The organism is Microbacterium sufflavum, from assembly GCF_023091155.1.
In the GTDB taxonomy this organism is placed as follows: Bacteria; Actinomycetota; Actinomycetes; order Actinomycetales; family Microbacteriaceae; genus Microbacterium; species Microbacterium sufflavum.
This window is the reverse complement of record NZ_JAHWXK010000001.1, coordinates 1,566,090-1,587,063: the sequence shown is the minus strand read 5'-3', so window position 1 is coordinate 1,587,063 and position 20,974 is coordinate 1,566,090. Positions and strand designations below refer to the sequence as shown.

General features: G+C 72.2%; 16 protein-coding genes. 5 read left to right on the top strand and 11 right to left on the bottom strand.

What is annotated here, in order from left to right; all coding sequences use genetic code 11:
- Positions 1 to 73: 73 nt before the first annotated feature.
- From KZC56_RS07775 to recQ, 4 genes are all read right to left on the bottom strand, one after another.
- Complete coding sequence (locus KZC56_RS07775) at positions 74 to 643, bottom strand: DNA-3-methyladenine glycosylase I (RefSeq protein WP_136030094.1); 570 nt, start codon at positions 641 to 643, stop codon at positions 74 to 76.
- 129 nt (positions 644 to 772) lie between these two features.
- Positions 773 to 1,819, bottom strand: a complete 1,047-nt coding sequence (locus KZC56_RS07770; protein WP_136044761.1) for an NAD(P)-dependent alcohol dehydrogenase — start codon at positions 1,817 to 1,819, stop codon at positions 773 to 775.
- A gap of 134 nt (positions 1,820 to 1,953) precedes the next feature.
- Positions 1,954 to 4,020 (bottom strand): acyl-CoA dehydrogenase family protein, encoded by a 2,067-nt coding sequence (locus KZC56_RS07765; protein WP_247638293.1) that lies wholly within the window; start codon positions 4,018 to 4,020, stop codon positions 1,954 to 1,956.
- Positions 4,021 to 4,157: 137 nt separating this feature from the next.
- A complete protein-coding gene (gene recQ / locus KZC56_RS07760; protein ID WP_247638292.1) occupies positions 4,158 to 6,185 on the bottom strand; it encodes a DNA helicase RecQ in 2,028 nt (675 codons plus the stop codon).
- Between the two features lie 95 nt (positions 6,186 to 6,280).
- On the opposite strand from recQ, the gene KZC56_RS07755 reads away from it, so the two are divergent.
- Together KZC56_RS07755 and KZC56_RS07750 are read left to right on the top strand one after the other, a co-directional pair.
- Positions 6,281 to 6,712 (top strand): GNAT family N-acetyltransferase, encoded by a 432-nt coding sequence (locus KZC56_RS07755; protein ID WP_247638291.1) that lies wholly within the window; start codon positions 6,281 to 6,283, stop codon positions 6,710 to 6,712.
- Positions 6,709 to 7,626 (top strand): pirin family protein, encoded by a 918-nt coding sequence (locus KZC56_RS07750; protein WP_247638290.1) that lies wholly within the window; start codon positions 6,709 to 6,711, stop codon positions 7,624 to 7,626. The genes KZC56_RS07755 and KZC56_RS07750 overlap by 4 nt, the downstream gene beginning before the upstream one ends.
- 153 nt (positions 7,627 to 7,779) lie before the next feature.
- On the opposite strand, the gene KZC56_RS07745 is transcribed toward KZC56_RS07750, so the two are convergent.
- The 7 genes from KZC56_RS07745 to KZC56_RS07715 form a co-directional block, all read right to left on the bottom strand.
- On the bottom strand, positions 7,780 to 9,237 hold the full coding sequence (locus KZC56_RS07745) for a sodium/solute symporter (RefSeq protein WP_136030082.1): 1,458 nt from the start codon (positions 9,235 to 9,237) through the stop codon (positions 7,780 to 7,782).
- Complete coding sequence (locus tag KZC56_RS07740) at positions 9,234 to 9,656, bottom strand: heavy metal transporter (protein WP_247638289.1); 423 nt, start codon at positions 9,654 to 9,656, stop codon at positions 9,234 to 9,236. Before KZC56_RS07740 ends, KZC56_RS07745 begins: the two co-directional genes overlap by 4 nt.
- Entirely contained in the window at positions 9,653 to 10,372 is a 720-nt protein-coding gene (locus KZC56_RS07735) for a LytR/AlgR family response regulator transcription factor (protein ID WP_136030081.1), read from the bottom strand. Before KZC56_RS07735 ends, KZC56_RS07740 begins: the two co-directional genes overlap by 4 nt.
- 9 nt (positions 10,373 to 10,381) lie before the next feature.
- The gene (locus tag KZC56_RS07730) at positions 10,382 to 11,578 is read right to left on the bottom strand and encodes a sensor histidine kinase (protein ID WP_247638288.1); all 1,197 of its coding nucleotides are present in this window, start codon (positions 11,576 to 11,578) and stop codon (positions 10,382 to 10,384) included.
- 32 nt (positions 11,579 to 11,610) lie between these two features.
- Positions 11,611 to 11,856 (bottom strand): YbdD/YjiX family protein, encoded by a 246-nt coding sequence (locus KZC56_RS07725; RefSeq protein ID WP_247638287.1) that lies wholly within the window; start codon positions 11,854 to 11,856, stop codon positions 11,611 to 11,613.
- A gap of 1 nt (position 11,857) precedes the next feature.
- The gene (locus KZC56_RS07720; RefSeq protein WP_247638286.1) at positions 11,858 to 14,143 is read right to left on the bottom strand and encodes a carbon starvation CstA family protein; all 2,286 of its coding nucleotides are present in this window, start codon (positions 14,141 to 14,143) and stop codon (positions 11,858 to 11,860) included.
- Between the two features lie 223 nt (positions 14,144 to 14,366).
- A complete protein-coding gene (locus KZC56_RS07715) occupies positions 14,367 to 17,543 on the bottom strand; it encodes a S8 family peptidase (protein WP_247638285.1) in 3,177 nt (1,058 codons plus the stop codon).
- A gap of 189 nt (positions 17,544 to 17,732) precedes the next feature.
- On the opposite strand from KZC56_RS07715, the gene KZC56_RS07710 reads away from it, so the two are divergent.
- From KZC56_RS07710 to KZC56_RS07700, 3 genes are all read left to right on the top strand, one after another.
- Positions 17,733 to 18,278 (top strand): ECF transporter S component, encoded by a 546-nt coding sequence (locus KZC56_RS07710; protein WP_136033981.1) that lies wholly within the window; start codon positions 17,733 to 17,735, stop codon positions 18,276 to 18,278.
- 78 nt (positions 18,279 to 18,356) lie between these two features.
- Positions 18,357 to 20,141, top strand: coding sequence for an ABC transporter ATP-binding protein (locus tag KZC56_RS07705; protein WP_247638284.1), 1,785 nt, complete (start codon positions 18,357 to 18,359; stop codon positions 20,139 to 20,141).
- On the top strand, positions 20,138 to 20,971 hold the full coding sequence (locus KZC56_RS07700) for an energy-coupling factor transporter transmembrane component T (RefSeq protein WP_136034022.1): 834 nt from the start codon (positions 20,138 to 20,140) through the stop codon (positions 20,969 to 20,971). The genes KZC56_RS07705 and KZC56_RS07700 overlap by 4 nt, the downstream gene beginning before the upstream one ends.
- Positions 20,972 to 20,974: the final 3 nt, after the last annotated feature.

The following is a 20,974-nucleotide window of genomic DNA, read 5'->3' as shown; positions in this document are numbered from 1 at the left end:
CACGGAACACTGCTACATCCTAACCACGTCGCAGAATATCGCTCGATGGGGAGATCTCCCCACTCGGCCGGAGCTACGCCCGCCAGCACCCCGCGATGTGATCGTCGACCATCCCGGCGGACTGCATCAGGGCGTACATCGTGGTCGGTCCGACGAACCGGAAGCCCCGGCGCCGCAGCTCCTTGCTCAGCGCGGTCGACTCCGGCGTCACCGCCGGGACCTCGGCGAACGAGCTCGGCCGGGCGCCGGTCGCCGGCGGGGCGAACGACCACATGAGCGCGTCGAGCTCCCCCTCCGCCATCGCACGGACGAGGCGCGCATTGCCGATCGTGGCCTCGATCTTGGCGCGGTTGCGGATGATGCCGGCGTCGCCCATCAGCCGCTCGACATCGGACTCGTCGAACGCGGCGACCGCCTCCGGCTCGAACCCCGCGAACACCTCGCGGAACCGCGGACGCTTGCGCAGGATCGTGATCCAGGAGAGCCCGGCCTGGAACCCCTCCAGCGCCATCTTCTCGAACAGCGCCCGGTCGCCGTGCAGCGCGGTGCCCCACTCCTCGTCGTGGTAGCGGCGGTACTCGGGGTCGTCGCCCACCCACGCGCAGCGCGCGCGGAGGTCGGGGCCGATCAGGAGGGAGGTCATGACTCGACGCTACCGGCGACCGCCGACACGCACCCGCGCCGGATGCGGGATCGGAAGGCGGGCCTCCCCGACCGCTCCGCGGCGCGGTTCCGATCCCGCACGGAGCTGTCGCGCGGGATCGGAAGGCGGTCAGGCGGCGAAGGTGGCGGCGTCGATCACGAAGCGGTAGCGGACGTCGGAGGCGAGCACGCGCTCGTACGCCTCGTTGATCGCCGACGCGGGGATGACCTCGATCTGCGCGGTGATGCCGTGCTCGGCGCAGAAGTCGAGCATCTCCTGCGTCTCCCTGATGCCGCCGATGTTCGACCCGGCGATCGAGCGACGCCCCGCGATGAGCGAGCCCGCGTTCACCGACAGGGCCTCCGGCGGCGCACCCACGCACACCAGCGTGCCGTCCACGTCGAGCAGCCCCAGGTAGGAGCGCAGGTCGATCGCGGCGCTCACGGTGTTGAGGATCACGTCGAACGACCCGCGCAGCTCGCGGAACGTCTCGCGGTCGCTTGTGGCGAAGTAGCGGTCGGCGCCGAGCCGCAGGCCGTCGTCCTTCTTCGACAGGGTCTGCGACAGCACGGTCACCTCGGCACCCAGCGCGTGCGCGATCTGCACTCCCATGTGCCCGAGTCCGCCCATGCCCACCACTGCCACGCGCGTGCCGGGGCCGACCTTCCAGTGCCGCAGCGGCGAATAGGTGGTGATGCCCGCGCACAGCAGCGGCGCTGCGGCGTCGAGCGGCAGCGCGTCGGGGATGCGCAGCACGAAGCCCTCGGTCACCACGACCTGCTGCGCGTAGCCGCCCTGGGTGATCGTGCCGTCGCGGTCCACCGCGCCGTAGGTGCCGATGGCGCCGTTCTCGCAGTACTGCTCCTCGCCGCGGCGGCACTGCCGGCACTCGCCGCAGGAGTTCACCAGGCACCCCACGCCCACGCGGTCGCCCACGGCGTGACGCGTGACCTCGGAGCCCACCGCCGCGACCGTGCCGGTGATCTCGTGCCCGGGCGCGAGCGGGTACTGCTGCGGGCCCCAGTCGCCGCGCACGGTGTGGATGTCGGAGTGGCAGATGCCCGCGAACGCGATGTCGATGAGGATGTCGTGCGGCCCCAGCTCCCGCCGCTCGATCACGGTCTTCTCGAGCGGGGCGGCCTCGGCGGGGGCGGCGTAGGCGATGACGGACGACATGGTGCTCCTCTGGTCGGTACCTGCCGAGACTACGCCCGTTCCCACCTCCTCAGAACACGGCGCCGGACGCGACGATCCCGCCCGGATCGCGGCGGATCCGGGCGGGATCGAGGGGTGGTGAACGGCGAACCGCGTCAGCGCTTCTGCTTCTTCAGCGCCTTCTCCTGGATCGGCGCCCGACCAGACGCCGCGAGATCGGCGTAGTAGGCACGGGCCTCGTCCTGACGCTGCTTCTCGGCCCCGCTCGCGATCGGCGCGCGCACGTGCTCGGGCTCGTACCCGAACGCGTCGACGAGGTCGAGCGCGTGCGGACGCAGTCGGGCGCACAGCCGGTCGATGTAGCTGGACACGGCGGCGGCGCGCTGCGTCGACAGGCGTCCGTGGATGAGGTGCCACGCCAGGTGCTTCTCGATCAGCTGCAGACCGAAGAGGTCGCGCAGCCACGTGAGCACCTTCCGCGTCTCCGGGTCGTCGATCGCGTGGACAGCGTCGGTGAACGCCTCCCACTGCAGCAGCTCGCCGTGCGCCCTGGCGGCCTCGATCAGCTCGGTCTGGTTCTGGTTGAACAGCTCGGCGCCGAGCGTCTTGTCCTTCCCGGCGGCGCGCAGCCGCCCGGCGATGTCCGCGACCATCTGCTGCACGCGACCGGCGAGCAGGTCGTGCTGCTGCTCCTCGCGCAGCCCGCGCTCCACCGAACGGGCGACCTGTCCGAAGTCGCTCACGGCCTGGCCGAGCTGGCGCAGGCCCGCACCGTGGAACACCTTCCCCGCGGTCATGCCGACGGCGTACCGGGCGAGGTACGCCGCGTCCTTGCCCTGGAACTGCTTGGCGTAGTCGGTCAGCAGCCGCTTGCCGACGAGCTGCAGGAGCACGTTGTTGTCGCCCTCGAAGGTGACGTAGATGTCGAGGTCCTGCCGCAGGCCGACGAGCCGGTTCTCGAACATGAAGCCCGCCCCGCCGCACGCCTCGCGCGCCTCCTGGAGCGTGTCGAGCGCGTGCCAGGTCGACAGCGGCTTGAGGGCCGCGGCGAGCGTCTCCAGGTCTTCCCGGTCGCCCGGGGTGTCGGTGCGCCCGGAGAACACGCCGTCGAACTTCTGCAGGAACTCGTCGTGCGCGAAGATCTGCGCGTACGTGGTCGCGAGCCGCGGGAGCAGGCGGCGCTGGTGCTTGCCGTAGTCGAGCAGCACGACCTCCTGGCCGTCCGCCCCGTCGAACTGGCGGCGCTGGGTGGCGTAGGTGACCGCGATGTACAGGCCGAGCGCCGACGCCCAGGACGCGGCGCCGTCGAGCGACACGCGCCCCTGCACCAGGGTGCCGAGCATCGTGAAGAAGCGGCGGCCGGGGCTGTCGATGGCGCTGGTGTACGTGCCGTCCGCGGCCACGTCGCCGTACCGGTTCAGCAGGTTCGTGCGCGGGATGCGCACCCGGTCGAACGAGAGCCGTCCGTTGTCGATGCCGTTCAGCCCGCCCTTGAGACCGTCGTCCTCGCGGCCGATGCCCGGCAGGTCTTTTCCGTCGTCCCCGCGCAGCGGCACGTAGAAGCAGTGCACGCCGTGGTTCACGCCGTTCGTGATGAGCTGCGCGAACACGGTCGCCGCGATGCCGTGCAGGGCCGCGTTGCCGAGGTACTCCTTGGTCGCGCCGCGGAACGGCGTGTGGATGACGAACTCCTCCGTCTCCGGGTCGTAGGTCGCGGTGGTGCCGACCGCCGCGACGTCGGAGCCGTGGCCGATCTCGGTCATCGCGAACGCGCCGGGGATCGACAGGTCCATCACACCGGGCAGCCACTTCTCGTGGTGCTCCGCGGTGCCGAGCTGCAGGATCGCGGAGCCGAACAGACCCCACTGCACGCCCGACTTGATCTGGAGGCTGGGGTCGGCGGCGACCAGCTCCTCGAAGCCGGCGATGTTGCCGCCGTTGTTCTCCTCGCCGCCGAAGCGCTTCGGGAACGCGCGGTGCACGGCCTTGTTCTCCACCAGCAGGTGCAGCTGGCTCAGTACCCGCTCGCGGTGCTCGTCCTTGCCCAGCTCGTCCTGACGCCAGAACGCCGGATCCTTGATCATCTCGCGGGCCTCACGGCGCACGTCGGCCCACGTGCCCATCAGGGCGTCGGTGACGGCGGCGACATCGATGCGCGGAGCTCCCGTCTCGCGACGGGGCTCGTCGGGGGCGGTGGAAGGACGGACGGCAGCGTCGACCATGGGGGTTCCTCCTCGGAGAAGTGACGGTGCCTCCATGGTAGGTGTGCCACAAACCGGGGAGAACTCCGCTGTCTCCTTCCTCCAAGAGCCTCGGGGGTCGCGCCCCGTCCGGCTTGTCGGCTCGCGACAGCCGGGCCTCAATTCGCGGCGATGACCGCGAGCACCCCGTCGCCGTAGGCCTCGCGCTTCTTCGCGCCGATGCCGGTGATGCCCTCCAGGTCAGCGGCGGACGCCGGGCGGTGCTCGGCCAGGGCGCGCAGCGTGGCGTCGCCGAACACGATGTACGCCGGCACCCCCTGCTCGCGTGCGGTCTCGGCCCGCCACGCCCGCAGCGCCTCGAACAGCTCCCGGTCGCCCGCATCGAGCGCGTCCGCGGCGCTGGCCTTGCGGGCACGCGGGGTCGAGGTCGCGCGGCCGATCGTGTCCTTGCGCAGCGGCACCGGGGTCTCGCCGCGCAGCACCCCGGCCGCGGCCTCTCCCGGCGCGAGCGTGCCGTAGTCGCCCTGCGCCACGAGGATGCCGCGGGCGAGCAGCTGCCGCACGACGCTGCGCCAGTCCTGGTCGGACAGATCGCCGCCGATGCCGTACGTGGCGAGGCGGTCGTGCCCCTGCTGGCGGATGCGCTCGGTCGAGGCGCCGCGCAGGATGTCGATCAGGTGCCCGGCGCCGAAGGCCTGATTGCGCTCGCGCTGGAGGCGCACGATCGTCGACAGCAGCTTCTGCGCGGGGATCAGCCCGTCGAACGTCTCGGTGTCGTCGAGGCACGTGTCGCAGTTGCCGCACGGCTGCGACTCCTGGCCGAAGTACCCGAGCAGGTTCTGCCGTCGGCACTCGACCGTCTCGCACAGCGCGAGCATCGCGTCGAGGTGCTGCCCCATGCGCATCTTGAACGTGCGGTCGCCGGGGCTCTGGTCGATCAGCCGGCGCTGCTGCACGACGTCGCCGAGGCCGTACGCCATCCACGCCACCGACGGTTCGCCGTCGCGACCCGCGCGACCCGTCTCCTGGTAGTAGCCCTCCACCGACTTGGGCAGGTCGATGTGCGCCACGAAACGCACGTCGGGCTTGTCGATGCCCATGCCGAACGCGATGGTCGCCACCATCACCACGCCGTCCTCCCGCAGGAAGCGCGACTGGTTCGCGGCCCGCACCTCGGCCGGCAGCCCCGCGTGGTACGGCAGCGCGTCGATGCCCTTCGCCGCCAGCGCGGTCGCGGTCTGCTCGACCGACTTGCGGCTCAGCGCGTACACGATGCCCGCCGCACCCTCGGGCTGCGAACGGATGAACTGCACGAGCTGCGTGCGGGGGTCGACCTTCGGGACGATGCGGTACTGGATGTTCGGGCGGTCGAAGCTCGCGACGAAGTGCTGCGCGCGGTCGAGGTGCAGCCGCTCGGTGAGCTCCTTGTGCGTGGCCCGGGTCGCGGTGGCCGTGAGCGCCATGCGCGGCACGCCGGGGAACCAGTCGCCCAGGTCGCCCAGCGCGAGGTAGTCGGGGCGGAAGTCGTGGCCCCACTGCGACACGCAGTGCGCCTCGTCGATCGCGATCACGCTGAGGGTGCCGCGCTGCAGCAGGGCCGTGGTGTTCGCGTTCGACAGCCGCTCGGGGGCGACGTAGATCAGGTCGAGCTCGCCCGCGACGTAGGCCCGCTCGACCTCGCGGCGCTCGTCGATCGACTGCGTGGAGTTGAGGTACGCGGCCTTGACGCCGTTGGCGCGCAGCGCGTCGACCTGGTCGTGCATGAGGGCGATGAGCGGGCTGATCACGAGGCCCGTGCCCTCGCGCACGAGCGCGGGAACCTGGTACGTGATGCTCTTGCCGCCACCGGTGGGCATGAGCACGACCGCGTCGCCGCCGCCGATGACCTGCTCGACGATCGCGGCCTGATCGCCGCGGAAGTCGTCGTAGCCGAACACCGTGTGCAGCGCCTCGCGGGCGGTCGGGAAGCGGCTCGGCGTCGCGCGGCGCGCGGCCGGCGCGGCCGGCGCACGGGACGCGGTCACCGGCGTGGTGGGACCGGGGCCCCAGTCGAGCGGCGGCTCGAACCCCGCGCCCTGCGGCTCCCAGTCCATCGGCTCCGGCGGCGCGGACGGCTCCCATCCGTCGCCCCAGGGCGCGTCGGCGTAGGGCAGATCCTCGTACGGGTCACGGGGAGTCTGCGGCATGCCTCCAGCGTAACGACCCCGGCCGACACGGGCAGCGGCCGTCCCCACCACCGCGACCGGGGTTAGGTTGGACCCAGACCCCGAAGGAGCACCCGATGACCGACATCTCCGTGACCCGCAACGACGAGGCCTCCCGCTACGAGATCCGCTCCGACGACGTGCTCGCCGGGTTCGCCGAGTTCCAGCTGAGGCCGGGCGCCATCCGCTTCATCCACACCGAGATCGACCCGGCGTTCCAGGGCCAGGGGCTCGCCGGGACGCTCGCCGCCGAGGCCCTGGCCGACGCGGCGGGGCGTGGCGACGCGATCGTGCCGCTGTGCCCCTACATCGCGAAGTACCTCCAGACGCACGAGGTGCCCGGCGCCGAGATCCGCTGGCCGCAGCGTCCCGCCGAGGTCCAGAGCGCGGCGGCACCGGACGCCGCAGTGCAGGACGAGTCGGCGCAGGAGAAGTCGGCGCAGCACGAGTCGGCTCCGCGGGAGTCCGCCGGCGTCTCCGACGACGATCCCACCGGACGGGCGGAATGATCGGGCAGCGCCGCCTCGTCCTCGAGCCCCGCGACGTGCCGCTCGGGGGTGTGCGCGGCATGACGGTGCTGCGCGTGCTCCCGCACCGCAACCTGCCGACCATCGGCGCCTGGTGCTTCCTCGACCGCTTCGGACCAGCCGACACCCGCATGCGCGTCGAACCCCATCCGCACATCGGACTGCAGACGGTGACCTGGCCCCTCGTCGGCGAGATCCGTCACCGCGACTCGCTCGGCAGCGACGCCGACCTGCGCCGCGGGCAGCTGAACCTGATGACGGCCGGCAACGGCATCTCCCACTCCGAGTACTCCGTCGGCGACGAACCCATCCGTCTCGACGCGCTGCAGTTCTGGGTCGTGCTGCCCGAGTCGGCGCGGCACGGCGATGGCGGCTTCGAACGCCACACCGACCTGCCGACCGTCCAGCTGCCCGCGACCGAGGGGCCCGACGCCACGGCGACCGTCGTGCTCGGCGAGTTCGCCGCGACGCGCTCCCCCGCGACCGTGCACACCCCGATCGTGGGCGCCGAGGTCGTGCTGCCCGCCGGGTCGACCGTGCGCCTGCCGCTGCGGTCCGAGTGGGAGCACGCGCTGCTGCTGGTCGAGGGCGAGGCCGCGCTGTCCGAGCACGCCATGCAGCGCAACGCCCTGGTGTACCTCGGCGATTCGCGCACGGAGGTCGAGGTGACCAGCACCGAGGGCGCCCTGCTGTTCCTGCTCGGCGGCGAGCCGTTCGAGTCGGACATCGTGATGTGGTGGAACTTCGCCGGCCGCACGCACGACGAGATCGCGGCCGCCCGCGAGGACTGGGAGGCCGCGGCCCCGCGGTTCGGGACGGTCGAGGGGCACGACGTGCGCATCCCCGCGCCGCCGCTCCCGCCCGTCCGGCTCCTGCCGCGCACCCGCACCGTCTGACCCGCACCCTCTGACCCGCACGCTCTGACCCGCACCCTCTGACCCGCACCTCTGACCCGCACGGACTGACCCGCACGGGCACGCTCGGATTCAGGCGCTCGCGCGGACCCCCGGCCGCCGCGGCCTGATCCCGCACGCGCCGGGCGTCGCCGGTCAGCCGCGTTCGGGGGTGTGCACGCGGGCGAGGAAGCGGTCCGTGCGCGGCGACGGGCCGCGCGGATCGAGCAGCGACACCGCGACCGTCACGGCCGTGGCCAGCGGGATCGTCCACGCCGCGGGCTGCGCGAGGTACGGCGCCGCGACCCCGACCCCGTCGATCACGGCGTGCACGAGCAGCGCCAGCCCGGTCGCGACGCCGCCGCACACCATCCCCGCCACCGCCCCGCGGGCCGTGAGCCCGCGCCACCACACGCCCAGCAGCACCACGGGCGACAGCGTCGATGCGGCCACCACGAACACCACGCCCACGCTCGACACGAGCCCCGCGGGCGCCGTGAGCAGCGCGACCCCGAGCGGCACGAGCGCGCACAGCACCGCGGAGAGGCGGAACGAGCGGACGGACCCGGAGAACACGTCCTGGCTGATCACCCCCGCGAGCGACACCACGAGCCCGGCCGAGGTCGCCAGGAACGCCGCGAACGCGCCCGAGACGATGAGCGCCGTGAGCAGCTCTCCGCCCGGTCCGGGGAACACGCGCGAGGGCAGTTGCAGCACCACCGTGTCGGCCACACCCGGCACCGCGAGGTCGGGAGCGGCGATGCGGGCGAGCAGCCCCATCGCGCTCGACACGGCGTAGAAGGCGCTGACCATCGCGATCACGATCACGGTCGTCCGCCGCGCCGACGCCCCGGTCGGGCTCGTGTAGAAACGGACCAGCACGTGCGGCAGTCCCATCGTGCCCAGCAGCAGCGCGAGCAGCAGCGACGCGGTCTCGTACGCGTCGAAGCCGGACGGGCCCGCCTCGCTGGGGAACACGAGCGCCGGGTCGAACGCGTGCGGTCCGCCGCCGAGCGCGAAGGCGATGCACACCACCGGCACCAGCAGCGCCGTGAGCTTGAGCCAGTACTGGAACGCCTGCACGAAGGTGATCGCGCGCATCCCGCCCGCCGCGACCGACGCCGCCACGAGCACCGCGACCGTCACGGCGCCCACCCACTCCGGCAACCCCGCGACCACGACCAGCGTGATGCCGGCGCCGTGCAGCTGCGGCACGATGTACAGCCACCCGATCACCAGCACCGCGAGGCTCGTGACGCGTCGCGCCGAGGCCGACCCGAGCCGCGCCTCCACGAAGTCCGGGATCGTGTAGGCCCCGCTGCGCCGGAGCGGGGCCGCGACGAACACCAGCACCAGCAGGTACCCGGCCGCGTATCCGATCGGGAACCAGAAGCCGCGCGCGCCGTCGAGCAGCACGAGTCCGGAGAGCCCGAGGAAGGTGCCGGCCGACAGGTACTCGCCGCTGATCGCCGAGGCGTTCCACACCGGCCGGACGGTGCGCGACGCCACGAAGAAGTCGCTCGTCGTGCGCGACACCCGCAGGCCGTACACGCCGATCAGCAGCGTGGCGATCACCACCAGCGCGACCCCGAGCAGGTCGAGCAGCGCGTTCATTCGCGGTCCCGGAGGGCGCGGTAGCGGCGCTCGTTGCGGACCGCCGTGCGCAGATACAGCAGCGCGAACACCACGATGACCGGGTAGAACGCGAACGCCTGCAGCAGCCACGACAGCGGCAGGCCCCACAGCACGACCCGGTCGATCTCGGGCACGAGCGCGATCACCAGGGTCATCGCGACCACGACCACCACGAACCCGGCGACCGTGCCGAGCGCGAGCCGCAGCTGACTGCGCTGGAGCGCCCTGGCGTACACCGCATCGGCCTCGTCGACCGGCGCCCCGGGCAGCGCGATGCCGCGCGTGAGAGCCGCAGGGCCGCGAGGCGGGAGGTCGGCCGTGACCCGCACGCGCTTCGCGGGCTCCCCCGCGCCGCGCGCCGCGGGCTCCGGAGCCGCACGCTCGGGAGACCCGGTCATGCCGGCGCCTCACCGCGCACGAGCGCCTCCCGCACCGCGGGCACGAGCCGTCTGCTCACCGGGAGGGCCGTGCGGCCGACCACCACCGTCGGCTCTCCCCCGGACAGCCGCGCCTCGGTCACGGCGGCCGTGCGCACGAGCGTCGAGCGGTGGATGCGCAGGAACCCCGCGTCGGCCCACCGCGCCTCGAGCTCCGCCATGGGGATCCGCACGAGCTGGCCGGGGTCGTCGTCGTCGGTGTGCAGTCGCGCGTAGTCGCCCTGCGCCCGCACCCACCGCACCTCGCTGCGCCGCACGAACCGCACGGTCGACCCGACCGTGACCGACAGCACCTCGTCGTCGCCCTTCGTCGGATCGGCGGCCTGATCCACGCGGTCGATCGCGCCGCGCAGCCGCTCCCGCCGCACCGGCTTGAGGAGGTAGTCGACCGCGCGCAGCTCGAACGCCTCCACCGCGCGGGCCTCGTCGGCCGTGACGAACACGACAGCCGGCGGCTCCGCGAGCCCGAGGAGGGCGCGGGCCAGGTCGGTGCCGAGCAGGCCGGGCATGTGGATGTCGAGGAACGCGAGACGCACGGCGCGCTGCGACAGCTGCCGCAGGGCGTCGGCTCCGCTCGTCGCGGTGAGGATCTCGCCGATGCGCGGGTCGGAGCGCAGCAGGTGCACCAGCTCGTCGAGGGCGGGCTGCTCGTCGTCGGCGACGAGGACGTCGATCATCCGGGCTCCTCAGTCGTCGTCCGGGTCGTGCAGGGGCTGCGATTTCGGGACTCGCATGCGCACCAGGGTACCCGCGCCCGTGTTGGTCTCCACGACCAGTCCGCCGCTGCTGCCGTACAGCTGTCGCAGGCGCGTGTCGACGTTGCGCAGCCCCACGTGGGAGCCGTCCTCGCGCGCCGTGAGCAGCGACCGCAGCCCGTCGGGGTCCATGCCGACGCCGTCGTCCTCCACGAGGATCTCGGTGTGGGTGCCGTCGTCGCGCGAGGTGAGGCGGATCTCGCCGCCGCCCTCCCCCGGCTCGAGCCCGTGCCGCACCGCGTTCTCCACGAGGGGCTGCACCGACAGGAACGGGATGACCGTGGCGAGGGTCTCCGGCGCGATCTGCAGCGTGACCCGCAGCCGGTCGCCGAAGCGGGCCCGCTCGAGCTCCAGGTACGAGTGGATGCTGCCGAGCTCCTCCGCGAGGGTCGTGAACTCCCCCTGGCGGCGGAAGGAGTAGCGCGTGAAGTCGGCGAACTCCAGCACGAGGTCGCGCGCGCGGTCGGGGTCGGTCGTGATGAACGAGGCGATCGCGGTGAGGGCGTTGTAGATGAAGTGCGGGGAGATCTGCGCCCGCAGCGACCGCAGCTCCGCCTCGGCCAGCTGCGCGCGGGAGGCGTCGAGCCCGCCGAGCTCGACCTGTGCGGCGCACCAGTCGGCGACCTCCTCGGCGGCGCGCACGAGCGCCGCGCGCACCGGCGACGCGAAGGCCACGATCACGCCGATCGTTCGCCCGTCCACGACGATCGGGGCGCCCACCGCCTCCAGGTCATCGGTCTTCGCCGGGGCGGGGAACACCTGCCGCCGACCGCTCGCCCGCACCCGCTCGGCGATGCGGCGCGCGGCCGACTCCAAGCCGTCCGAGGCGCCGTCGAAGGACACGACGCCGGACTCCTCGCCGCCGTCGGTGCCCACGATCGCGACCGCGGCGCTGCCCAGCAGCACCCGCAGGTGCCGCGCCGCCTTCACGACATCGGGCCCGGCGAGCCCGCCGCGCAGGTGCGGGGCGGCGAGGCTCGCCTGGTGCAGCGCCCGCAGGGCCCCCTGCTCCGCATCGCTGCCGAGGTCGGCGGCACCCCGCGCGAACCGGCGGGCGAGCAGCAGCAGCACGGTGAGTGCGATGCCGCCGAGCACCCCCAGCACCGCGGCGAGGACGACGTCGTTCATTCGTTCAGCCTAGGGACGCGAGACGAAGGGCGTCAGCAGCAGCGGGCACCGGGGTTGCGGTCCTGGTCGTCCATGCGCTGCCGCCAGAACTGCCTCTCGGTCAACGGTTCCTCGTCGGGGTGGTGACGGCGGTGATGGGCGACGTAGGTCGCATACGCGGTGTCGCCCATCAGCGTCGTCATGTACCAGCGGATGCCGCGCCCGGCCCGGCCGAGGACGCTCCACAGCGCCCGCAGCGGGGTGGTCGCGGCATCCGTCCGATGCACGGTGTCGGTCATCTCAGTGCCGCGCGGCCGCGCGCTCCTCGGCGAGGATCGGCTCCCACTGCTTCTCCAGCTCGCGCTCCTCCGCGTCGGGGAGGAAGCCCGCGGGGGCGAAGCGCCGGGAGGCCACGGGGGCGTCCTCGGTGTTCTCTCCGCCGCCGTGGCGGATGGCCTTCACGGTCGCGATCACGGCCATGACGATCACGACGATCGCGAGCACCACGAAGATGATCGACAGCGTGCCCTGCACCGCGGTGTTGCGGATCACCGCCTCCAGCACCTCCGGCTCTCCGAGCGCGGTGTCTCCCGAGCTCAGCGCCTCCCGGTAGCGGAAGTGGTTCGCCCAGTATCCGATCGCCGGGACCGGCGAGAAGATCTTGTAGAGCGAGGCCGTGATGGTGACGACCGCGGTGAACGCGAGCGGCAGCGCGATGATCCACAGCCACCGGAAGTAGCTGCGGCCGCGCTTGGCGACGATCGCGAGCACCACGGCGAGCGCGATCGCGGCGAGCAGCTGGTTGGCGATGCCGAACAGCGGGAAGAACGTGTTGATGCCGCCGAGCGGGTCGGTCACGCCGAGGATGAGGATCGCTCCCCAGCCGGCGACCATGATCGCGGTGCAGATCCACACTCCTGGACGCCACGACACGTCACGGAACTTCGGGAACCAGGCGCCGATCGAGTCCTGCAGCATGAACCGGGCCACGCGGGTGCCGGCGTCGACCGCGGTGAGGATGAACAGCGCCTCGAACATGATCGCGAAGTGATACCAGAACGCCATGAGCGCCTGACCGCCGAGGGCCTGCTGCATGATGTGCGCGAGGCCCAGCGCGAGCGTCGGGGCGCCACCGGTGCGGGACACGATCGACTCCTCGCCGACCGCGGCGGCCGTGCCGGTGAGCATGTCGGGGGTGAGGTTCACGCCCGTCAGCCCGAGCGAGTTCACGAACGCGACAGCGCCCTCGACCGTGCCGCCGGTCGCCGCGGATGGCGCGTTCATGGCGAAGTAGATGCCCTGGTCGATGGAGATCGCGGCGACGAGGGCCATGATCGCGACGAACGACTCCATGAGCATGCCGCCGTAGCCGATGAAGCGCGTCTGCCGCTCCTTCTCCACGAGCTTCGGCGTGGTGCCGGAGGCGATCAGCGCATGGAAGCCGGACAGCGCTCCGCACGCGATCGTCACGAACAGGAACGGGAAGAGCGGACCTGCGAACACCGGGCCCATGCCGTTCTCACCGAACACGCTGATCGCGGGGACCGAGATCTCGGGGCGCACCAGCACGATGGCGCCGGCGAGCATCACGATCACGCCGATCTTCATGAACGTGGAGAGGTAGTCGCGCGGCGCGAGCAGCAGCCACACCGGCAGCACCGCGGCGATGAAGCCGTAGACGATGATGCCCCAGGCGATCGTGGTGCGGTCGAGGTGGAAGATCGCCTGCCCCCACTCGGTGCCGGCCACCCAGCCGCCGCCGATGATCGCGAACATGAGCAGCACGAAGCCGATGATCGACACCTCGGTCACCTTGCCGGGCCGCAGGTAGCGCAGGTACACGCCCATGAACAGGGCGATCGGGATGGTCATGGCGACGGAGAAGACGCCCCACGGGCTCTCGCCGAGGGCGTTGACGACGACGAGCGCGAGGATCGCGACGATGATCAGCATGATGAGCAGCGAGGCGATGATCGCGGCCGTGCCGCCGATCTTGCCGAGCTCCTGCCGCGCCATCTGGCCGATCGTGCGACCGCCACGGCGCATGGAGAAGAAGAGCACCGTGTAGTCCTGCACGGCACCGGCGAGCACGACGCCCACGATGATCCAGATGGTGCCGGGGAGGTAGCCCATCTGCGCCGCGAGCACGGGGCCCACGAGCGGACCGGCGCCGGCGATCGCGGCGAAGTGGTGGCCGTAGAGCACGCGGCGGTCGGTGGGTACGTAGTCCTTGCCGTCCTGCTTGACCTCGGCCGGGGTCGCACGGCGGTCGTCGGGGCGGGTGATGTACCGCTCGATGACCTTGGAGTAGAAGCGGTAGCCGATCAGGTAGGTGCAGACGGCGGCGAACACGAACCAGATCGCGTTCACGGTCTCGCCGCGGACGATGGCGAGCATCACCCAGGCGACGCCGCCGAGCAGGGCGATCGCCGTCCAGAGCAGGATCTTCGGCAGGGTCCAGCGGCGGCTCTTCGCTTCATGCTCGGCGGAGAGGGCGACGGGTGGGAGGGTCGGGTCGGTCTCGATGACGGGTTCGTCGTCGACGAGCCCGGCGCCGTCGCGGCGGCGCGACGAAGGTGCGGTCATGGGGTTCTCCTCGGTGGACGCATCATTGCGTCTTCCCACGCTAGGAAGCCCGCCCCGCGGTCGCGCGCCGAGCGGCGGACGGTGCGACGAGCGGTGTCGATCACGCGATGAACGGACGCCCGCGGTACCCCGGCGGGCGATGGGCCGCAACGACGGCACGGCCGCACGACGGGTGTCCGTCGTGCGGCCGTGTGTCACGCGTCCGTGTCCGGCGCTCCCCCGCTCACCCGGGAGCGTCGGTCGCCGGGGGCGGGGTCGGCGTCGGCTCCGGGTCCGGCGTCGGGGTGGGGTCCGGCGTCGGCGTCGGGTCCGGCGTCGGCTCCGGGGTCGGCGTCGGCTCCGGGGTCGGGGCCGGTGCCGGGGCGACGTCGGCCGGGGTGGTGACGGTCACCACCGTGCGCACGGCGGAGTCGCCGTACTGGACGAGACCGAGGTAGCGGGTGCCGGCGGTCAGGCCGGTCCAGCTCAGCTCATAGCTCGTCTTCTCCCCGCGCACCGCGGCGATGGGGTTCGGCGTCGCCGTGAACGCGCCCTGGTCACCGGGGAGCACGGTGGCGTAGGTCATGTCCCACGTCATCGGTCCGGTCGTCGCATACACGTTCGCCACCACGAGGTAGGTGCCGGCGGTCGGCGTGGGCACCGTGACCTGCTCGTCGGCCGAGCCCGTCGCCGACTGCCAGCGCTCGTAGTAGCGCAGGTCGTCCGGCGCGACCACCCGGTAGACGGTGAGGTCGAGATCACTGCCCTCGTCGTCGGAGGAGTCGAGGTCGAACCGCGAGAGCGTGCCACCCTCCGGCACGTCGACGATCCACGCCACGTCCTTGTTCGCGTCGCCCGAGTTCTCGTTCCCGGAGTGCCCCTCGACCGGGTTGTCCGGATCGGTGAGGAGCTGGAACGGGGTGAGGCCCGAGAGGTTCAGTGCCAGATCGCCGTCGAGGCCGGGGATGATGTCGACCGTCGTGCTCCCGTCGACGCCACTGCCGGTGACCTCTCCCGGGGCATCCGCCGTGACCGGATACACCGCGATCGGCGAGCGCACCGTGTTCTTCGCGCTCGTCCAGGTGAGCGAACCGGTGGCCCACTGCTCGACCGGGGCGCTGGTGCTGTCGAATGTGACCGTGAAGGTCTTCGACTGCCCCGGCTTGTCGAACGTGAGCTGAGACGGCGTGACGGTGACGTTCACTCCCGGCACGGAGGCCTTCGCGGTGAACACGCCCTTCTCCGTCGAGGTGACCGTGCGGGTGACGGTCTGCGCGCTGGCCAGCGACCCGATCGAGATCGACGCCTGGTTCAGGTCGCTGCCGTCGATGGGCTCGATGCCGGGGAAGTCCGACAGCCCCTTCCCGTCGAGGAAGGCCGCCCAGTCCCGGAACCCGTTGAGGTACAGCAGACCCGGGTTCAGGTATCGCCGCGCGTCGACCTGCCCCGCGCCCTGCTCGAACGGGTCGGTGTTCTTCGAGCCGTCGGGGAGCACGGTGTCGGAGGCGGTGGTCATCATCGCCGAACGGATCTCCGCCGGCGTCGCCCGCGGATGCTCGCCCAGGTACAGCGCACCGAGGCCCGCGATGTGCGGGGAAGCCATCGAGGTGCCGGAGAGGATGCCGAACGTCGGCTGCTCGCCCGGCGCGTTGTGCGTGGCGGCGAGGATGGCGACGCCGGGAGCGGCGACGTCGGGCTTGAGCACGTCGTTGCCGTCGGCCAGGACCGGGCCGCGGCTGGAGAAGCCCGCGATCTGCGGGGTCGGCGTGGTCACGCCGGTGGTGTTCTCGCCGACGAGGGTGATCGGACGGTCGACTCCGCCCCGCACATACGCGAGGACCGCGTCGCGGTGCACGGCGTTCAGGTGCACGGTCGGCACGGCGTGGAAGTCGTTGTCGAGCGAGTCGGCACCGCCGGGCACGTTCACCAGGACCATGCCGATGCCACCCGCGTCCTTCACCACCTGCGACTTCTCGGCGCGCGCGTTGCCGCCGCGGTCGCAGACCACGATGTGTCCGGCGACCTTCGCCGGGTCGAGGGTGCCGGGCAGGCACAGCGTCGCGTCCACCGCTCCGGGTGCCGCGGCATCCTGTGCCGCGATCGAGGGCCCGGAGACGCTCTCACCGAACGGCACGCTCACCGAGGCGCCGGCCTGCGCGAAGCCGTCGAACTGCACGGTGCCCTCCCACGTGGGGATGGTGGAGGCCGCGACCGTGGTGTACCACGGCGACGCGTGGTCGGCCGTGACCGGGTCGGGACCGTCGTTGCCGGCGCTGGTCGCGACGAACACACCGGCGGCCGCCGCGTTGAGGAACGCCAGGTCCTCTGGTGCCATCACGGTGCTCGCCGCACCGCCGCCGATCGAGTAGTTGATCACGTCGACGCCGTCGGCGACGGCCTGGTCGATCGCGGCGACGAGGTCGCTCAGCGCGCAGATGTCGTCCGTGGTCACGGTCGTGTCGGGCCCGACGTAGCAGGCCTTGTATGCGGCGACCTTCGCGCCGGGCGCGACGCCGGAGATCGTCCCGAAGTCGACGCCCTCGATCGCAGCCTCCACCCCGAACTCACCCGCCGCCGTGCTCGCCGTGTGCGAGCCGTGGCCGTCGCCGTCCCGCGGCGAGAGGTAGTCGTACTGGAAGTCGAAGCCGGCGGCCTGGGCTCCCGCGAAGAAGTACTGCCCGCCGATGAGCTTGGTCGAGTAGTCGCTCGTGTCCCAGTCCTGGCCCTCGACCATCGCGCCGCGGAACTGCCCGCCGTCGGACTTGTCGAAGTACACGTAGGTGCCGTCGGTGTAGGGCTGCTGGCCCTTGTGCCGGGCGTTCTGCTTCTTCTGCTGCTTGAGCTTCTTGCCCTCGAACGACGGGTGCTCCGGGGCGATGCCGGTGTCGATCACACCCACGACGACGCCCTCTCCGGCCTTCTTCACGCCGCCGGTCTGCTGCCACACCCCGCCGCGGCCCTTGCGGTCGTCGCCGAGGCCGAGGTAGTCGGTGGAGGTCAGCGCGTCGGGGTGACGGATCTCGTCGGGGAACACCCCGAGAACGTCCTTCGAGGCCCGGAGCTGATCCACCTGCTCGCCCGTGAGGTCGGCGCTGAACCCGTTGAGCACGACCTGGTACGTCGTGTCCGGCGTCACGCCGACGTCGTTGATGAGGGTGGACTGCTCGGACTCGAGGTGCTTCACGTAGCGCTGCGCGTCCTGCGACTGCGTCTCGAGCTGTTCGCCCTCGGCCGGCTTCGTCGCCTTCAGTCCCTTGACGTCGCCCTCGTAGCTGGCGAGGGGATCGGCCTTCATGACCACGATGTAGTGCCCGGGGGTTCCCGCGACCGGAACGGGGTGTGTCACCTCCCCGGTCGCTGCGTGGCCGGCGGTTGCCGTCGATGCGATGAACAGCGTGGCCAGGGTGGCGGCCGCTGCCATCCGGAGGGGTGTTCGACCCATATCTCGCTCCCGATGATCACGGTGCGGCGTCGTTGCCGCACCGCGGATCACGATAACCCCGCTCCTCGGCGCCGGATCGAGAACTGAACGATGGTCATCCCCGGTCGTGCCGATCGGCCAGGGTGCGCGACGGCCGGGTCGGGCGAAGGTCGCCGGTAGGCTGGAGAGGTGGCCCGAACCCCCGTCCTCACGACCCGCGTGCTGCTCGTCTGCGCCGCGATCGGTGTCGCGACGGGCCTCCTCGGCGGGATCGCCGGGTGGGTCACGCCGGTGCTGCTGGCGAGCCCGCTGCTGTTCCTCTACGGCCTCGTGCTCGGGTCGCACGTGCTGCCGGGCATCATCGCGCAGGAGGTGCTGCGGCTGCCGCTCGTCGCGCTCATCACGCACGTGTTCGCGGCGCTCATCGCGAGCGCGTTCAATCCGGCGTGGGCGCTGCGTTTCATCGGCACCGCGCTGCTGTTCGGGCTCATCCAGGAGGGGGTCGCCGCGCTCACGCGGTACCGCTCCTGGGGCGCCTGGCGCTTCTTCGTCTCGGCCGCGATCATCGGCGTGATCGTCGCGGTCGTGGTGTTCTTCGCCGCCCACCTGTCGGTGATGCCGGTGTGGGCGCAGATCCTCTACCTTGCGATCTCGGTGCTCGGCCCGATCGCCTGGACCGCGATCGGCCTCGCGGTCGGCACGTCGCTGCGCCGGGCCGGGGTCGCCCGCCGCTAGCCCCGGAGCCTCGCTGGATAACACAGGTAAGGCTCAGCTAAGTTAGAGGCACACCCTCCGTCGAGCCCGGGACCTGCCGTGCGCCCATCCGCGCCCCTCCTCCGCGTGCGCGAGCTCTCGCTCACCCACGCCGGTGCCGCGCACCCCTCCCCGCGCGATGTGTCGTTCGACATCCGGCCCGGCGAGGTCGTGCTGCTGCTCGGTCCGTCCGGCTCCGGGAAGTCCACGCTCACCCTGGCGCTCAACGGCCTCATCCCGCACGCCCTCCCGGCGACCATGACCGGCACGGTCGAGGCGGGCGGGCTCGACACCGCGGACACCGCGACCGCGACGCTCAGCACGCACGTGGCCATGGTGTTCCAGGACCCGGACGCGCAGATCGTCACGGGCACCGTGTACGACGAGGTGGCGTTCGGTCCGGAGAACCTGCTGCTCCCCGTCGAGGTGGTGCGGGAGCGCGTCGCGGAGTCGCTGCGGCGCGTGGGCCTGTGGGACCGCCGCGACGACAACCCCGACCACCTGTCCGGCGGCGGGCGGCAGCGGCTCGCGATCGCCTGCGCCCTCGCGATGGGGTCGCCGCTGATCGTGCTGGACGAGCCCACCGCGAACCTCGATCCGCAGGGCATCGACGACGTGTACGCCGCGCTCGCGGAGGTGGTGGTCGCTGGCGATCGCGCGATCCTGCTCGTGGAGCACAACCTCGACGCCGCGATGGCCTTCGTGACCCGCACGATCGTGCTCGACCGGGAGGGGCGGGTCGCGTTCGACGGACCGGCCGCGGAGACGATCAGGGCGCACGCGGACGAGCTGCTCGCGATGGGCGTGTGGCTGCCGGGGGCCACCCTCGCGGCGCTGCGCCTGCGGGAGCGGGGGCACCGGTTCGATCCGCTGCCGCTGACCCCGGACGAGCTCGCGACGGCGCTCGCTGTGCGCGACGCCGTGCCCGACGCATCCGACGAATCCGACGAATCCCGCGAATCCGGCGCCGCCGCGAACCGGCCCGGCGAGTCGATCATCCGCACGCGAGGGCTCACGGTGAAGCGACGGCGCACCGAGATCCTGCACGGGGTGGACCTCGATCTGCCCGCGGGCAGCCTCACCGCGATCGTCGGGGCGAACGGGGCGGGCAAGACCACGCTCATCCAGGCGCTCGCCGGTGTGGTGCCGCCGCCGAAGGGGCAGGTGTCGGTCGACGGCATCGATCCGGGCACCGCCTCCCCGCGGGATCTCGCCGCCCGCATCGGCTTCGTGTTCCAGAACCCGGAGCACCAGTTCATCGCGGCGACCGTGTTCGACGAGCTCGCCCACGGCCTGCGGCTGCGGCACGTGACGGACGACGAGATCGCGGCGCGGGTCGCCGAGATGCTCGACCGATTCGGGCTGACGCACAAGGCCGACGTGCACCCGTTCCTGCTGTCGGGCGGCGAGAAGCGGCGGCTGTCGGTCGGCACCGCCCTGATCACACGGCCCCGGGTACTCGCCCTCGACGAGCCCACGTTCGGCCAGGATCGCGCGCGCGCCACCGAACTGCTCGCCCTGCTGCGGACCCTGCGCGCGGAGGGCACCACGATCGTGCTCGTCACGCACGACCTCTCGCTGGTCGCCGAGCACACCACGCACACGGTCGTGCTCGCGGACGGCCGGGTGCACGCCGCCGGGCCGACCGCGGAGCTGTTCGCCGACCCCGCGGTGTTCACCGACGCGGGCCTGCGCCTCCCCGACGTGCAGCTCGTGCTCGCCGCCGCGGGCCTCGCCACGGAGTCCCCCGCACGCACCGCCGCGTCCGGCCCCATCCCCGCACCCGCATCCGCGCCCCCAGCATCCGCATCCGCTCCCGCTCCGGACCCGGAGGCGTCGTCGTGAGCGGCAGCACCGGCACCGTGTTCGACCCGTACGCGCGTCTCACCGCGACGGCGCCGCACCAGTTCCTGTATGCGCTCAACCCGCTCGCGAAGGTCGCGGGGTTCGCTCCCGCGATGGTGCTGCTCGTGTTCGTGCGCGATCTCGCGACGCCCGCCGCGTTCCTCGCGCTCGCGTACGTGCTGATCCTGTCCGGAGCCAGGGTCACCGGGCGGCTGCTCGCGCTGCTGCTGCTCGGCCTGCCGTTGGGGATGCTCGCGGTCACCGTCGGGTTCTCGCTGTGGGTCGATGCCGCACGGGTCGACGGCACCCCGGCGCTGCTCTCGGTGGGCGACTGGACGCTGTACAGCGGCGCGCTCACGATCGGCGCGGCCACCGCGCTGCGGTTGGGGGCGATCGTCGCGCTGGCGCTGGTGGGCGGCCTCACGACCAGCGGCTCCGACCTGGTGCGGGCGAGCGTGCAGCAGCTGCGGGTGCCGTACCGCATCGGGTACACGGCTCTGGCGGCGTTCCGCTTCGTGCCGCGGTTCGGGCACGAGCTGGCGGTGATCCGCGCGGCGCACCGGGTGCGCGGGTACCACGGCGGGCGCGGTCCCCTCTCCCGCATCGCCCGAGGCTGGGGGTACATCGTGCCGCTGCTCGCCGGGGCCATCCGGCATGCCGAGCGCGTGGCCCTGGCGATGGATTCCCGGGCGTTCGGCGCGCATCCGACGCGGACCGAGCGGCACCTGGTGCCGTTCCGCGTGCGCGACACCGTGTTCACCGTGGCGATGCTCCTCACCTCGGCGGCGATCTTCCTCGTCTTCTTCCCCTGGCAGCTCCCCCTCTCCTGAAAG